General features: G+C 55.7%; 13 protein-coding genes. 4 read left to right on the forward strand and 9 right to left on the reverse strand.

Annotated elements, in window-relative coordinates; all coding sequences use genetic code 11:
• Window positions 1-26: 26 nt before the first annotated feature.
• The 3 genes from atpA to BUA85_RS07825 form a co-directional block, all read right to left on the reverse strand.
• Window positions 27-1562, reverse strand: a complete 1536-nt coding sequence (gene atpA / locus BUA85_RS07815) for a F0F1 ATP synthase subunit alpha (protein ID WP_072900253.1) — start codon at window positions 1560-1562, stop codon at window positions 27-29.
• Window positions 1563-2129 carry a F0F1 ATP synthase subunit delta gene (locus BUA85_RS07820; RefSeq protein ID WP_072900254.1) on the reverse strand — a complete coding sequence of 189 codons (567 nt, stop codon included), beginning with the start codon at window positions 2127-2129 and terminating at the stop codon, window positions 1563-1565.
• 241 nt (window positions 2130-2370) lie between these two features.
• Complete coding sequence (locus BUA85_RS07825; RefSeq protein WP_072900255.1) at window positions 2371-3150, reverse strand: class I SAM-dependent methyltransferase; 780 nt, start codon at window positions 3148-3150, stop codon at window positions 2371-2373.
• Between the two features lie 62 nt (window positions 3151-3212).
• On the opposite strand from BUA85_RS07825, the gene gloB reads away from it, so the two are divergent.
• A complete protein-coding gene (gene gloB, locus BUA85_RS07830) occupies window positions 3213-3974 on the forward strand; it encodes a hydroxyacylglutathione hydrolase (RefSeq protein WP_072900256.1) in 762 nt (253 codons plus the stop codon).
• Window positions 3975-4167: 193 nt separating this feature from the next.
• Window positions 4168-6495 carry an ATP-dependent Clp protease ATP-binding subunit ClpA gene (gene clpA / locus BUA85_RS07835; RefSeq protein WP_072900257.1) on the forward strand — a complete coding sequence of 776 codons (2328 nt, stop codon included), beginning with the start codon at window positions 4168-4170 and terminating at the stop codon, window positions 6493-6495.
• Window positions 6496-6525: 30 nt separating this feature from the next.
• Here clpA and BUA85_RS07840 read toward each other — a convergent pair whose 3' ends face one another.
• The 4 genes from BUA85_RS07840 to BUA85_RS07855 all read right to left on the reverse strand — a co-directional run bounded on the left by BUA85_RS07840 (window position 6526) and on the right by BUA85_RS07855 (window position 11043).
• Window positions 6526-6930, reverse strand: a complete 405-nt coding sequence (locus tag BUA85_RS07840) for a GFA family protein (RefSeq protein ID WP_278246397.1) — start codon at window positions 6928-6930, stop codon at window positions 6526-6528.
• A 4-nt stretch (window positions 6931-6934) separates the two neighbouring features.
• Window positions 6935-9274 carry a peptidoglycan -binding protein gene (locus BUA85_RS07845; protein ID WP_072900258.1) on the reverse strand — a complete coding sequence of 780 codons (2340 nt, stop codon included), beginning with the start codon at window positions 9272-9274 and terminating at the stop codon, window positions 6935-6937.
• Between the two features lie 2 nt (window positions 9275-9276).
• Window positions 9277-10377 carry a biopolymer transporter ExbB gene (locus BUA85_RS07850; protein WP_072900259.1) on the reverse strand — a complete coding sequence of 367 codons (1101 nt, stop codon included), beginning with the start codon at window positions 10375-10377 and terminating at the stop codon, window positions 9277-9279.
• A 132-nt stretch (window positions 10378-10509) separates the two neighbouring features.
• A complete protein-coding gene (locus BUA85_RS07855; protein WP_072900475.1) occupies window positions 10510-11043 on the reverse strand; it encodes a gamma-glutamylcyclotransferase in 534 nt (177 codons plus the stop codon).
• A 61-nt stretch (window positions 11044-11104) separates the two neighbouring features.
• On the opposite strand from BUA85_RS07855, the gene BUA85_RS07860 reads away from it, so the two are divergent.
• The gene (locus BUA85_RS07860; RefSeq protein ID WP_083526197.1) at window positions 11105-12097 is read left to right on the forward strand and encodes a DUF2125 domain-containing protein; all 993 of its coding nucleotides are present in this window, start codon (window positions 11105-11107) and stop codon (window positions 12095-12097) included.
• 4 nt (window positions 12098-12101) lie between these two features.
• On the opposite strand, the gene BUA85_RS07865 is transcribed toward BUA85_RS07860, so the two are convergent.
• The gene (locus BUA85_RS07865; RefSeq protein ID WP_072900261.1) at window positions 12102-13094 is read right to left on the reverse strand and encodes a YcjF family protein; all 993 of its coding nucleotides are present in this window, start codon (window positions 13092-13094) and stop codon (window positions 12102-12104) included.
• Window positions 13091-14497, reverse strand: a complete 1407-nt coding sequence (locus BUA85_RS07870) for a YcjX family GTP-binding protein (RefSeq protein WP_072900262.1) — start codon at window positions 14495-14497, stop codon at window positions 13091-13093. The genes BUA85_RS07865 and BUA85_RS07870 overlap by 4 nt, the downstream gene beginning before the upstream one ends.
• A 100-nt stretch (window positions 14498-14597) precedes the next feature.
• Between BUA85_RS07870 and truA the strand changes: the two genes are divergently transcribed.
• Entirely contained in the window at window positions 14598-15365 is a 768-nt protein-coding gene (truA, locus tag BUA85_RS07875; protein WP_072900263.1) for a tRNA pseudouridine(38-40) synthase TruA, read from the forward strand.
• Window positions 15366-15394 lie beyond the last annotated feature (29 nt).

Consider the following 15394-nt stretch of genomic DNA (forward strand, 5'->3'; position numbering starts at 1 on the left):
GCTCAGTCTCCTTTATCCGTCAGGTCTTAGGCGAAATCTTTGGCGAATGCGTCCAAAGCGGCTTTGATCTTGTCTTCAGCCTCACCTTTGATCTTCGGGTCTTCGTTCGTGATGTAGTCTAGAACATCGCTTGCGTTTGTACGCAGGTGCTTGAGCAGACCAGCTTCGTAGCGGCCCACGTCTTTCACATCGACGTTGTCGAGGTAGCCGTTTGTACCCGCGTAGATCACGCAGACGATTTCTGCGTTGGTCAGTGGGGAGTACTGAGGCTGCTTCATCAGTTCTGTCAGACGCGCACCACGGTTCAGCAAAGCCTGTGTGGATGCGTCAAGGTCGGAACCGAACTGAGCAAACGCCGCCATCTCACGATACTGAGCGAGTTCCAGTTTAACCGGACCAGCAACAGATTTCATCGCGTTTGTCTGAGCGGATGAGCCCACACGAGAAACGGACAGACCGGTGTTCACCGCAGGGCGGATACCTTGGTAGAAGAGTTCTGTTTCCAAGAAGATCTGACCGTCGGTGATGGAGATCACGTTTGTCGGAATAAACGCAGAAACGTCACCACCTTGAGTTTCGATGATCGGCAGAGCGGTCAAAGAACCAGCGCCGTTGTCTTCGTTCAGCTTCGCAGAACGTTCCAGCAGGCGGGAGTGAAGGTAGAAAACGTCACCTGGGTAAGCTTCACGTCCTGGTGGACGGCGAAGAAGCAGGGACATCTGACGATAAGACACAGCCTGCTTCGAGAGGTCATCATAGATGATCAGGGCGTGCTTGCCGCTGTCGCGGAAGTATTCAGCCATCGCAGTCGCAGCATATGGTGCGAGGTACTGCATAGGAGCAGGCTCAGACGCGGTTGCAGCAACAACGATGGAATATTCGATCGCGCCGGATTCTTCGAGGCGCTTCACCAGCTGCGCAACTGTGGAGCGCTTCTGACCAACAGCAACGTAAACACAGTAGAGCTTCTCGCTGTCGTCTTTTGCGGCGTCATTATAGACCTTCTGGTTCAGGATCGTGTCCAGAGCCACAGCCGTTTTACCTGTCTGACGGTCGCCAATGATCAATTCCCGCTGGCCACGGCCGATTGGGATCATCGCGTCAACGGATTTCAGGCCAGTTGCCATTGGTTCATGCACGGATTTACGCGGGATGATGCCAGGGGCTTTGACGTCAGCAACCAAGCGGTTCTTGGTCTTGATCGGGCCTTTGCCGTCAAGCGGGTTGCCCAGCGCGTCAACAACGCGGCCAAGCAGTTCAGGACCAGCAGGCACGTCCACGATGGAGTTTGTGCGCTTAACTGTGTCGCCTTCTTTAATGTCACGGTCAGAACCGAAGATAACAACACCCACGTTGTCAGCTTCGAGGTTCAGAGCCATCCCGCGGATACCGCCGGGGAATTCGACCATTTCACCGGCCTGTACGTTATCGAGGCCATATACACGCGCAATACCGTCACCTACGGACAGCACGCGGCCCACTTCAGCAACTTCGGCTTCCTGACCGAAGTTCTTGATCTGGTCCTTTAGGATCGCAGAGATTTCAGACGCTTGGATCGCCATTTATCCGACCTCTTTCATTGTGTTCTGGAGTGCGCTGAGCTTCGACTTGATCGACGTATCGATCATCTTCGAGCCCACTTTAACAATAAGACCGCCAATGATGCTTTCATCGACAGTCGCGTTGATGGTGACAGCTTTACCAACCTGCTCTTTCAGAGTTTTGGCAAGCTTGTCCGACTGTGCCTTGGTCAGTGCCTTGGCGGAAACGACCTCAGCCGTCACTTCGCCACGCTCCTCGGCCAACTGCTCACGGAGGGCTTTGACCAGTTGCGGCAAGACAAACAGACGACGCTTGGACGCCAGAAGCGCAAGCGTGTTTGTCATTGTCGGAGATAATTTCATTTTCTTGGCAACCGCAGCAATCGCTGCGCTCTGCTCTTCCCGCGTGTAAATTGGGGAATTGAGCAATGCACGAAGGTCGTCGCTATCAGTGATAGCAGCTTCCAAGGCGCCAAGATCAGTTTCGAGAGCTTTGAGCTTCTTGCCCTCTTTAGCAAGCTCAAACACGGCGGTAGCGTAACGCTGCGCGATGCCTGAAGAAATCGAAGCTGGTTCGGACACGTCCACCCTTTCGATGTGTTAAGCCTTCGGCCCGTTTGATGGGGATTTAGGCAGCTAAAAAACCCTCGCAAACTGCGGGGGCTTCGAAATCCCGTGCGATGTAGCAGACGATTTTGGCACGGGCAAGCGCCCTGACGAATTTATCCCATGCTGGTTTTACAATGTTTACAAGGGCTTTTACCGAATTTGAAAAAACGCGGAAAATTTGACCACCGTCGTCACGTCAACTGGGTAGCGAATCTGCGACCTATGTGTCGTTTTTCGTCCTCGGAACCCCTCTAGCGCCTGCTGTACCCGGTACCGGAGCCGCCATACCTTCTAGCGCCTTCAAGGGACGTTTAACTGTCTCCCGCAAACCGCTTATCGGCGCGACAGATTGTTTAGAAGCTTCGACAATCAAGACGCCGCCCGCTTTGACGACGGGAAGGTTATGCCCGACCCGTTCCATGAAGGCCGTAAACTTACGCCAAATTCGTTTGTGCGATGGCGGTTGATAAAGTGCTGACACACTACGTTCCGTGACAAACTGATGCCGACGCAATTGGGCCTCTAACTGCGACATGGAATAAGGTCTTCCATAGCCAAAAGGCGTATTGTCAGACCGCGACCAAAGCCCCGCACGATTTGGAACGATGAAGATCACCCGCCCGCCCGGTCCAAGGACACGCCAACATTCGTCCAACAGCGCAGAGGGGTTTTCACTTGTTTCCAACCCGTGCATCACAACCAATTTGTCGATTTGACCTGTCGAGATTGGCCAATTGGTTTCTTCGCACAAGACGCTGACGTTAGGCAGTTGCGGTGGCCAAGGCATGACGCCTTGTGGGCCGGGCATGAGCCCGATGACCCGCCTCGCATCCGGCAGATACGGCCGCAGCATCGGCACAGCAAACCCATAGCCCGCCACGGTTTGACCTTTCGCCTCGGGCCACAGTTCGGTCAGTTCGCTCCGAATAACGTGCTGGGCGCTGCGCCCAAGGGCGCTGCGGTAATAGAAATTACGCAAGTCCAACACATCCAGATGCATTGTGTTCGGTCGTCCTTTCAGCAAAACTTCGACTGACCATACCAGTTGAAAGCGACAATGCCATGCCTCTTGAACTCGTCACCATCCCCTGCCTGGAAGATAACTATGCCTATTTGCTGCATAATGCCGAGACAGGAGAGACAGCGCTTGTCGATGCGCCTGAGCCAGGACCCATTCAAGCTGAACTAGATAAACGTGGCTGGGCGCTAACCGACATTATTTTAACGCATCACCACTGGGATCACATTGACGGTTTGGAGCCGCTTCGTGGCAATGCGCGTGTGATCGGCGCTGCCGCTGACGCGCATCGGCTCCCCGAGTTGGATTTGCCTGTTGCAGAGGGCGACACGCCGACGGTTTTGGGTGAAAGTGTTCAAATCTTCGATGTCTCCGGCCATACCATCGGCCACATCGCGATCTATTTCCCTGAAGCTGGCGTCGCCTTCACCGCCGACAGCTTGATGGCTATGGGCTGCGGGCGACTGTTTGAAGGCACACCAGAGCAAATGTGGAACAGCATGTTGAAATTGCGCACCCTTCCGTCTGAGACGATCATCGCCTCCGGACATGAATATACGCTTGGAAACGCTAATTTTGCGGCAAGCCTAGGTGAAACGAATAACGCAGTGGCTGAGCGGATAGGCGATGTCCAAACCGCACGTGCGACCGGTCAGACCACCGTTCCGACGACACTCGCCTTGGAATGCGCCACCAACCCGTTCCTCCGAGCCGACGACCCAGCCTTGAAATCTGCGATCGGCCTCCCAAATGGAAACGACGTCGACGTCTTCACCGAAATCCGCTCCCGCAAAGACAAATTCTGATAAGAGTTTGTTCAAAAACTGCGACATTTGGCGGCAAACAGGCGATTTCACAATGAATCGCACTATTTGTGACCAGGAAGACAAAAAAAGGGCTTGAAGGTTGGCCAATAAAACCAAACCTTAAGACAAAGAGGTCACGGTCTGTCCGGGTATCCTCCCCTTCAGGCCCACCGCAAGTGAAGGAGCACCGCACGTGCCATCATTTTCTACAACGTTAGAGCAGTCCATCCACGGCGCGCTGGCCTTGGCCAATGCCCGCAAACACGAACTCGCTACGCTGGAACATTTGCTTCTTGCGCTGATTGACGAACCCGACGCAGCCCGGGTCATGCAGGCGTGTTCGGTGGATTTGGATGCGTTGCGGAAAGATCTGGAAGACTTCATCGAAGATGATCTCTCCACTCTCGAAACAGATGTCGAAGGCTCCGAAGCTGTTCCAACGGCCGCCTTCCAGCGTGTGATCCAACGTGCGGCGATCCATGTGCAATCGTCAGGCCGGACCGAAGTTACCGGCGCAAACGTGCTCGTTGCAATCTTCGCTGAGCGTGAGTCAAATGCGGCTTACTTCCTGCAAGAACAGGACATGACGCGCTATGACGCCGTGAACTTCATCGCTCATGGCGTTGCGAAAGACCCAGCCTTTGGCGAAACTCGTCCGATCCAAGGGGCTGCAGATGAAAACACTGAAACCATTCAGGACGACAGTGTTGAAGAAAAAGAAAGCGCACTTGCTAAGTATTGCGTCGATTTGAACGCAAAAGCGTCTCAAGGCGATGTCGATCCACTGATTGGCCGTGCGCATGAGGTTGAGCGTTGTATTCAAGTGCTGTGTCGCCGCCGTAAGAACAACCCGCTTTTGGTGGGCGATCCCGGCGTTGGCAAAACGGCGATTGCCGAGGGTCTGGCTTTCAAAATCACCAACGGCGAAACGCCAGAGGTCTTGGCGAATACAACAATCTATTCGCTTGATATGGGCGCCCTGCTCGCCGGAACCCGCTACCGCGGGGATTTTGAGGAACGCCTCAAAGCCGTGATGACTGAAATGGAAGACCACGATAACGCAGTGTTGTTCATCGACGAAATCCACACAGTCATCGGCGCAGGTGCTACATCGGGTGGTGCTATGGATGCCTCTAACCTGCTGAAACCTGCTCTGCAGGGTGGCAAACTGCGCTGCATGGGGTCCACCACATATAAGGAATTCCGTCAGCACTTCGAAAAGGACCGCGCGCTCAGCCGCCGGTTCCAAAAAATCGACGTGAATGAGCCTTCTGTCGAAGATGCGGTGAAAATCCTGCGCGGCTTGAAGCCGTATTTTGAGGAGCATCACTCCATCAAATACACAGCCGACGCGATCAAAACCGCTGTCGATCTTTCCGCGCGCTATATTAATGACCGCAAACTGCCGGACAAGGCGATCGACGTGATTGATGAAGCGGGCGCGGCACAGCATCTGGTCGCGGAATCGAAGCGCCGAAAAACAATTGGCACGAAAGAGATTGAAGCCGTCGTGGCGAAAATCGCGCGCATTCCGCCGAAGAACGTCAGCAAAGACGATGCAGAAGTACTGAAAGACTTAGAACAGTCGCTGAAACGCGTGGTCTTCGGTCAGGACACTGCAATCGAAGCACTGTCATCGGCAATCAAACTCGCACGTGCTGGTCTGCGTGAGCCTGAAAAGCCCATCGGCAATTACCTCTTCGCAGGCCCAACCGGTGTGGGTAAAACTGAGGTCGCGAAACAACTAGCGGACACGCTGGGTGTGGAACTTATGCGGTTCGACATGTCCGAATACATGGAGAAGCACGCCGTTTCCCGCCTGATCGGTGCGCCTCCGGGCTATGTCGGTTTTGACCAAGGCGGCATGTTGACGGATGGCGTCGATCAGAACCCGCATTGTGTTCTCCTTCTCGACGAGATCGAAAAAGCGCACCCAGACGTTTACAACATCCTGTTGCAAGTGATGGACCACGGCAAACTGACCGACCACAATGGCCGGACAACCGATTTCCGCAATGTGATCCTGATCATGACATCAAACGCAGGTGCTGCTGAGTTGAACAAGAACGCTCTGGGCTTCGGCCGTGAAAGCCGCGCGGGTGAGGATACAGCTGCCATCGAACGGACATTCACACCAGAATTCCGCAACCGTTTGGATGCGGTAATTTCCTTCGGCGCATTGCCGAAAGAAGTGATCTTGCAAGTGGTTGAAAAGTTTGTGCTGCAACTCGAAGCTCAACTGATCGATCGGAACGTTCATATTGAACTGACGCCAAAGGCTGCCGAATGGCTCGCTGACAAAGGCTATGATGACAAAATGGGCGCCCGCCCACTTGGCCGCGTCATTCAAGAGCATATCAAAAAGCCACTGGCCGAAGAACTTCTGTTCGGGAAGCTCGTCAAAGGCGGTTTGGTCAAGGTCGGCGTCAAAAAAGGCGAGCTGGATCTTCAGATCGAGGAGCCAGAGCAAGGCAAGCTGCCGGACTCAGGCAAGAAGCCTCCGCTTCTTCCTGCAGATTAAGAAAGAGGGCCGCACCTGCGGCCCTTTTTCTTAAGGCAATGCGTCGCGCGCCGAAGTCCCATGCCGTTCGACATCGTCTGACAAATGCAGCCACTGCAACCGATTGTCGTGATGTGCGTGCAGAGTTGGTTCTAATGCATCGGCCTGATCCAATAGCCCGAGAGATACATAAACCGTACCGTGCAGATAATCGTATCTGCCAGTGATAGGAGACCCACAGTATCCGCAAAACTCCCGCAGAACACCTGTGTTGACTTCAACGTTTTGCAAATTGCCAGAGTTAACCGTCAGATCGGCCTCATCGAAGGCCACAAATGCTGCAACCGGTGCGCCTGACGCTCGCCGACAATCACCACAGTGACACAGTACAACGGAAAGCGGATTCTTGGCTGAAATCCGAGTTTTCCCACAATAGCACTGCCCGGTAATCTCCACCGCCCTACCGCTCCGTCAGCTTCAACTCAATCCGACGGTTCTGGGCGCGCGCCTCTTCGGTATCGGCCGTGTTGAGTGGCTGGAACTCCCCGAATCCATTTGCCGCGAGCCGGTTGGGTGGGATGCCCAGTTGTTCGGTCATATAACGTACCACTGACAGCGCCCGCGCCTGAGAAAGCTCCCAGTTGTCAGCGTAACGTCCTTGGCCGGACAAGGGCACATTGTCCGTATGACCATCTACGCGGATGACCCAGTCGATCCCTTCAGGAATCTCGTCAGCCACATCTTGCAGAATAGCTGCGACTTTGGCGATCTCTTGTTGGCCCAACTCTGATAATTCCGCACTGGCGGGTTGGAACAGCACCTCGGAAGAGAAGACAAACCGGTCGCCTACAATCTGGACACCCTCTTGGCTTTCCAAGATATTACGCATTTCGCCGAAGAAATCTGACCGGAACCGCTCGAGGTTCTGCGCTTCCGACGCCAGCCTTTCAGTCTCTTCCGCCAACCGAGCCGCCTCTGCTTCCAGCCGAATGCGCTCTGCCTCTTCCAAGGCAGCCCGCCTGCGTTCCTCGGCCGCGACACGGGCCAATGCGCTGTTCAACTGCTCGCCTAGACGTTCAATCTGAACCTGCGCATCTGAATCGGCTTCGGCAGCGAGGTTTAACAATTCTTGCAAACTGCCCACTTGACTGCGCAATTGCGCCACCTGAGCATTCAACAATGCAACCTGACGCTGACTTTCAGCAGACAATGCCTCTTCTTGAGACAGCGCATCATTCGCCGCTGCAAGCAGGGCCGCTTGGCGATCTGCTTGCGTTTGCGCGTCCGCCTGATCAGCCAAGGCAGCGGCCAATTGCGACCGCAAGCTCGCCGCCTCATCCGTCGTATCGGTCAAAACCGCGACCTGCGCTTCCAAAGCCTCGCGCGCCAGAAGCGCTTCTGCCAGTCGATCCTGCAAATCCTGCTGTGATTGAGATGCCCCTTCCGCTGCTGCTGTCGCTTGCTGCTGAGCGAGCAAAGCCTCGACCAACTGGTTCTGCAAATCTTTCTCGCGGGCCTCGGCTTGTTCAAGCGTGGTTTGCTCGGCCAAAAGCGCTGCCGCCAATTGCGCTTGCAACTCTTGCATCGCACGCTGCGCATCCTCTGAAGTTGCGACTTCCGCCTGAACCGCTTGTTCCAACCGCGATTGTAGATCAGCAATCTCCGCATCCGTCGCAGCGGTCAATTCATCATTCGCCAAAAGAGCCGCGGCCAATCGTGCCGCCAAATCTTCATTCGCAACATTGCCAGAGGCCAGAATTTCAGTCGCCTGATCAAGCCGCGTTTGTAGTGAGGCGATTTCTTCCAACCGATCGTTCAAACGGCTTTCCAGCACCGCCATTGCCTCAACTGAAGCCCCTTGAGCCGTCAACGCAGCGAGCAATTGAGCATTCAAAGACTGTTCAGTTTCCGCAGCACTCGCCAAGGCAGATTCCGCGTTCTGCTGCGCCAACAAAGCAGCGGCGAGGTTCTCTGTCAGATCGTCGCGCGCAGCTTCGGTCGCAGCCAACAGCGTTAGAGTTTCCTCCGCCTCGCGCCGCTTTTCTTCCAAGGCCAACGTCATCGCGGTCAACTCGGTATCGGCATTGGCCAAACGCTCTCGCAGAGCTTCGGCCGCTGCCGCTTGCGCCAGTTCAGCTGCTTCCAATTCGTCGATACGGGCCACGTTCGAAAGACGCTCTTGTTCCAGTGCCGTTATGCGTGTGGCATCCGCATCTCCTTGGGTCTGAAGCTCTGCAATCATCGCCTCTAAGGCTTCGCGTTGTGCCGCGGCGAGGCGTGCAGCCTCTGTCCCCTCATCAATCTCGTCGCGCGCTTGTGCCAAGGCGAGGTTCAGCGCTTCTTGCTCTGACAGCAACCGCGTTTGTTCCGTCTCCAAACCAGCGATGACATCATCCTGCGCCACACGCTCGGCCAAAAGGCCCGCAACCTGTGCCTCGAATCCGATGATCTGAGTTTGCGCATCTGCAAGCGCCGTTTGGGATACTTCCAAATCCAACGACAATTGAGAGATCAACGCCGCCTGTGCTGCAGCTTGCGCCTCGGCGTCTGACAACGTGCTTTCCAAAGTCGCCGTGCGATCCCGTTCCAAACCCAAAACCGCTGTCAAAGAGGCAACTTCGGCCGCCAAGTCATTCAACTGGCTTTCCTGTCCCGTGATGGTTTCGCGCAGAACGAACTGAATGACCATAAAGATCGTCAGCACAAACATCAGCACCAGTAATAGCCCGGTCATCGCATCCACGAACCCCGGCCAAATGGCGGTGTTGAAGCGTTGGGATGACCTGCGGGCGAGCGCCATGGCTAGCGGCCTTTTCCTTTGATAGCTTTGGTCAATTCAGCAAGGTCGCTGCGCAAATCAGCAGTTGACTGCTGACGTCCTGCGGCGAGCTCTTCCAAGATGCGCAGCAATTGCACGTCGATCGACCGCAAGCGCATCCGGCTTTCGGCGTCGATCCCGTCGATCCCACCGGCATTCAGCTTTTCAATGAGGTCGCTTTGCCCTTCTGCAACATTGGCCAATAATGCCGAGGTTGAATCGTCAACACCTGCGGCCTGTCCTTGAGTTGCTATCGCTTCGACCGCCGAAGTCAGCGCGGCAATACGTGCATCGGTTTCAATCCGGCTCGCTTCCGCCTTGGCAAATGTGTCTTGCAACGCTTCCATCTGCTCGGCCAGATGATCAACATAAGCACCGACGGCGCTGCCACCTTCATCACTTCCGGCATCATCGCCCGCATAACCAAGCCGCGTGATGGAGGAGAGCCACTCTTCTAATTCTTGGTAGAAACGGTTTTGCCCATGGCCCGCGAAAAGCTCCAAAAGACCAACAACCAAAGACCCCGCGAGGCCAAGCAAAGACGACGAAAACGCCGTTCCCATCCCGCCCAGCTGGTTTTCCAACCCGCTCTGCAGGCGAGAGAAAACATCCGCCCCGCTTTGCCCCTCTTCGGGGGAAAGCGACCGGATGGTCTCAACAAGGGCGGGTACCGTAGTGGCCAAGCCGTAGAATGTACCCAAAAGGCCCAAGAAAATCAGTGTATTGCCGATGTAGCGCGTGATTTCGCGCACTTCGTCGATCCGTTGGCCGACCGAATCCAGAATGGACCGGCTGGAGCTTGACGAAATCTGCATCCGCGCGCCGCGCGACCGCAGCAGTGTCGCCAATGGAGCCAGCAGGGGTGGCGCTTGAACCAAGTTCGCCCCTACGCGTTCGCCAGCAAATCCTTCGATCCACTGCACCGACCGCATAAGCCCATAGACCTGCGCAAAGGTAGACAAAACGCCAATCACAAAGACCATAACGATCAGCCCGTTCAACGCGGGGTTGGACAGGAAAATCTGCCGCATCTGATCTAGGCCGATGTAAATAACACCGCTCACCAATCCCAAGACGATCAACATAGATATGATCTGTCGGACCGGTTGAGAGAAATGTGGCTCGGCCTCGGGTTCCCTTAATTCGCTCAAAGCGCAGGTTCCTCAATTTGGTTTCTTGCGCAACACCTTAGCTTTTGTTGGGCGAAACGGAAATCCCTAATCATTTTGAGACAATTCGCGCACACGGTTAGTGAGCCACGTCATATCCTCGTCGCGAATATTCAAGGCATCGAGCCTAGCCTTAGTGTTGTAGAGATAATCGCGATTGGGCCCGCGCGTACCTGTTGAACGGGTTATAAGTTGCGCTTGCGTTTCAAGGTCGTGATGGCAGTACTGTTCGTTGTCCCGATTGATGATGTAGGTCACGCACTCGATATCGTGGCCGCCCTCATCGGTGACAGTCACCACGTCCTCATAGTAGGCGTAAGAAATCAGTTCCCGCTCGCGCAACATGGCCAAGACCGCATCCGCATCTTCGTCTGCCGCTCGAAACGCGACACCTGTGCATTGCCCACCATCAGCCTGATCCAGCGCCAAAACCAACCCCGGTTTTTCTTCCGTCCCGCGATAATGGATTGAGAGCATACAAAAGCTGCGGTGATAGTCTTTCAGCACAGCCTTGCGGGTCTCGACCGGCTCAAACCCGGGATCCCAAAGCAATGATCCATATCCAAAAACCCAAAGCGCCATCACTGGTCCTTTCCGCTGACGCTCTATAAACACAGGCGAAGGCAGATCGAAAGGGACGTCGATGCGGAACTTAACCATTTTTGTATTGGTGCTAGCGGCGCTCTATAGCGGATACTGGTTTGTCGGGTCGCGCGCTGTGGAAAATGGTGCGCAGGCGGCGATTGCCGATCTGCAAAATCAAGGCTGGATCGTTGAGATTGAAGATGTCTCCACCCGCGGGTTCCCATCGCGGTTTGACACAACTGCGACGGATATTCTGCTGGCCTCCCCCGGAGACGGGTTTTCCTACCGCGCGCCCTTCTTGCAAGCCTTCGCGCTGAGTTATGCGCCAAATAGCGTGATCGCCGCTTTCCCGAACGAGCAGAAAGTAAGGCTCGGCCTTCAAACAATCGATGTCGCAAGCGAAGGTCTTAAAGCCAGTGCAAAAGTAGAAGCGTCAACCTCAGCGGAGTTGGAAGACCTCACGCTTGAGTCCGGCCCCATCCAACTCAGCTCAGATTTCGGGTGGAACACAGGTGCTTCAAAGCTGATCTCAGCCGTCAGGCAAACGTCCGGTGTGGAGAATACCTATGACGTTTACTTTGACGTTGATGAACTGATGTTACCTGACGCGATTAATCAAATGATCGGAAGCGAGGCGGGCTTGCCGGCATCATTCGATACGATTGAATTGGATCTGCGCACCAAGCTCGACAAACCTTTGGACCGTTTCGTTGCGGAGCAGAACGCCGAACCACCTCGACCAGAAACCATCGAATTGCGCCGACTGACAGCCAATTGGGGCGACGCGACGATTGAAGGGCGCGGCGATTTGGAGATCGGCGCCGAAGGAACGCCGGAGGGTCGGATCACCTTGAATGTCCGATCATGGGACAAACTTATTTCGGCGTTGGTGTCACTTGGTCTCATCCAAGAGGGGATCGCGCCTACGGTGCAAAACGTGGCAGACACCATGGCGCAAGGGGGCGATACCCTCTCGGTTCCGATCAGTTTTCAGAACGGGTTTATGTCGGTTGGGCCTCTGCCCTTGGGCCCAGCGCCGAAATTCTTCTGAAGCCCTATTTGCTCTGGAAAAGACCCGTCAAAGACCGCTTCACCAAACCGGTAACAGACGGGCGTTCGACCGCGTTAAACGGCAAAGGACGACAGACCTCCATCGCGGCAACACCAACCCGCGCGGTCAGGGCGCCATTGATAACCCCTTCGCCGAACCGGCGGGACACTTTGGACAAGACACCGCCACCGGCGACGGACCCGATCAGGTCATCGCCAACGGCAACCGCGCCCGTTGCGACAAGATGGGTCAACACAGTACGGGTCAGGCGCCAACTGCCGAAAAATCCAGATCTGCCGCCATAAATCTCGGCAATGCGACGGATCATCCGCAGATTAGCTGTCAACGCGGCGATTAGGTCAGCAAGCGCCAAAGGCACGATGGCCGTGACCGTCGCCACTTGCCGCGCTGCCGCTTCAACTTCGCGCTGCGCCCGTGCATCTAAGGGCTCTAGCAAACTACGTTCCGAGAGCGCCAAAAGCCCGTCGGCATCCAAAACATCCGCTGACTGTTCCGCCAAACGGTCCCTGCCCCACGCCACGTCTGGACGCCCACGATAAAGCCGAAGGAGCTGATCGTTCACAGCCCGCGCTTCTTTCAAATCTTCCGCGGCCAGAGCCGCCTCCGCCCGATGTTGGATAGAATCTACGCGGCGGAGCCTTGAGAACGCCGCGAGTTCCCGCAAGGCGATGATAAGAAGGACGCCGCAAAACAAAGCCAAAAGGATCGTGATCGCATAGCCCAGCGTCGGCGATCGCGCGATCAAGCCGTTCACGTAGTCCCAAGCGGCAAGCGAAACAACAAAGCCGACAATTGTGATCAACAGTCCCCAAAACCAACGCGCCAATCGCGAGGGCCGCCGCGCCGCTAAGGCCGCGACATGCTGCATCGCTGCTGTTTCGGGGGCATCGGCCAATTCGGGTACCGCGGGCGCATCTTGCGGGGCCACCGCTGGCGCGTCTTCGTCAAGATCAATCAGAATAGGGCCGCGCGTCATATCCTGTCTCCGATCAAGAACTCTGCGGCCTTATCCAACCTGATGTGCGGCGGGCCATCACTGGGTCGCAAAGTCAGGGAAGCTGGCGCAAAACGCATCACTTGATAGTCGGCATCAAGCCACGCCTCTTGCCCTTCCCGTGCGGGGCCAAGCAAGTGTTGCGGGTCCGTCGGCAAGGCTCCGGGGTAAAAGGCGGCTTGCTTGCCATTTTCCAACAACTGCCCCCGCACGACATCCAAAGGCCCATCCCGATGATCGACGGTTTCCTCCACGGTCGTGCGCAGTGATGCAATCGACATGGCCGCCGTTTGTGCCCCTGCGAAATCCGCGCGGTCCTTTGCATCTCGCAAAAGTGCTTCGGTAATCGCGGTCAGTTGCGGGTGCTGCACATGGTGCAGGTGATCCGCCTTTGTTGCCGCGAATAGGATTTTTTCAACACGTCTTCCTTGGAATAGCCGAGTCAGGAAGGCATTTCGTCCAGGGCGGAACGCGCCAAGAATATCGGCCATGGCGCTGCGTAAATCCTCAACCGCCTTGGGGCCTGCGTGAATGGCACCCAAGACATCGACCAAGACAATCTGGCGGTCGATCTTGCTGAAATGATCGCGGAAGAACGGCTTCACCACGTTGCGTTTGTAACTTTCAAAACGCCGCTTAAACTCGCGCCCCAATGAACCGCGCCCGTATTTAACATCTGGCAACGGCGCAAAGGTCAAAACCGGCGATCCTGCCAGATCCCCCGGCAACAGAAAACGCCCGGGCGAGCAATCGGAATAACCCGCCGCACGCGCCGCGTGGAGATGTGACGCGAAGAGGTCAGACAACGCCTTCGCCGTCGCTTCATCCAGTTTTTCGTTCGGTTCAATGTCGGCCAAAGCTGTCAGATACGCCTCGCCCTCTGGCCGATCTTTTGCACGGGTCAGCGCCGTTTTTGACCACTCGGCAAAGCTTTGATCCAGAAGCCCAAGATCAAGCAGCCACTCCCCCGGATAGTCCACAATATCCAAATGGATCGTGCGGGGGCCAGATAAGCTGGACAGCAATCCCGTCGGCTGTACTTTCAAAGACAGCCGCAATTCAGAGATATGGCGCGTTCCGTCCGGCCAGCTGGGCGTCTTTGACGTCAGCTTGGACAAATGCGCCTCGTAATCGAACCGTGGGATCGTATCATCGGGCTGTGGCTGCAAATAGGCGGTTTGAATATTGGCCACATTGCGCAGCTGAGGCATGCGCCCTCTGTTCATCAGGTTGGCGATGAGCGATGTAATAAAAACCGTTTTACCTGCGCGACTTAACCCCGTCACACCCAGCCGAATGACAGGATCAGAAAGCGGCGCGGTGAGCGTGTCGGTGACACTCTCCACACCGCGCATCACGCCATCTGCCATAGCTCCTAATACCAAGTGACTTGCCTTTTTCTAACGTCAACGGCTGCAAGATAAGCATCACCACAGGACTTGGGTAGGGATTGATTTTCGCCATTCTCCCCCCTAAAGCCCGCCCATGCCTCGTTTTGCCTTAAAAGTTGAATACAATGGCCTCCCCTTTGCGGGGTGGCAGCGGCAAGCGGATCAGCCAACCGTGCAAGGCGCGATCGAAGCTGCTTTGGCCAAGTTAGAGCCCGGCGAACACACGATTGCAGCGGCAGGGCGCACTGACGCTGGGGTTCACGCGACCGGACAAGTGGCGCACTGTGATTTGGCGAAGAATTGGGAGCCATTCCGCCTGATGGAGGCGCTTAATTACCACCTCAAACCCGATCCGGTAGCAATTGTTGACTGCGCAGAAGTATCCGACGAATGGCACGCCCGTTTCTCAGCCGTTGAACGGCGATACCTGTTCAAGCTCATCTGCCGCCGTGCGCCTTTGACGTTTGACAAAGGCACGATGTGGCGGATCAATCACGCCCTTGATCTGGACGCGATGCAGGAAGGTGCAAATCATCTGCTGGGTCGTCACGATTTCACAACGTTTCGGTCTTCCATCTGCCAAGCGGACAGCCCCGTTCGCACTTTAGATACCCTCGACATCGAGCGTAGTGAGCTAGACAACGGCACGCTCTTTCAATTTCACGTTCGCGCGCGGTCGTTTCTACACAACCAAGTCCGCAGTTTTGTCGGCACCTTGGAACGCGTGGGTGCGGGCGCGTGGGAACCAGATGATGTGCGCGCAGCTCTTGAAGCCAAAGAACGCAGCGCCTGTGGCCCTGTTTGTCCGCCTGAGGGCTTGTACCTCGCCGCTGTCACATATCCAGTCGATCCGTTTTCCTGACCGCGCGGCCCGTTCGAAACCGCGCACAA

Source organism: Cognatiyoonia sediminum, assembly GCF_900129845.1.
GTDB classification, from domain to species: domain Bacteria; phylum Pseudomonadota; class Alphaproteobacteria; order Rhodobacterales; family Rhodobacteraceae; genus Cognatiyoonia; species Cognatiyoonia sediminum.

Excerpts from the sequence above, each read along its gene's own strand:
- atpA (WP_072900253.1), bottom strand. The coding sequence starts at position 1,562 with ATGGCGATCCAAGCGTCTGAAATCTCTGCGATCCTAAAGGACCAGATC.
- BUA85_RS07825 (WP_072900255.1), bottom strand. The coding sequence starts at position 3,150 with ATGCATCTGGATGTGTTGGACTTGCGTAATTTCTATTACCGCAGCGCC.
- gloB (WP_072900256.1), top strand. The coding sequence starts at position 3,213 with ATGCCTCTTGAACTCGTCACCATCCCCTGCCTGGAAGATAACTATGCC.
- BUA85_RS07845 (WP_072900258.1), bottom strand. The coding sequence starts at position 9,274 with ATGGCGCTCGCCCGCAGGTCATCCCAACGCTTCAACACCGCCATTTGG.
- BUA85_RS07850 (WP_072900259.1), bottom strand. The coding sequence starts at position 10,377 with ATGTTGATCGTCTTGGGATTGGTGAGCGGTGTTATTTACATCGGCCTA.
- BUA85_RS07855 (WP_072900475.1), bottom strand. The coding sequence starts at position 11,043 with ATGGCGCTTTGGGTTTTTGGATATGGATCATTGCTTTGGGATCCCGGG.
- BUA85_RS07860 (WP_083526197.1), top strand. The coding sequence starts at position 11,105 with ATGCGGAACTTAACCATTTTTGTATTGGTGCTAGCGGCGCTCTATAGC.
- BUA85_RS07865 (WP_072900261.1), bottom strand. The coding sequence starts at position 13,094 with ATGACGCGCGGCCCTATTCTGATTGATCTTGACGAAGACGCGCCAGCG.
- truA (WP_072900263.1), top strand. The coding sequence starts at position 14,598 with ATGCCTCGTTTTGCCTTAAAAGTTGAATACAATGGCCTCCCCTTTGCG.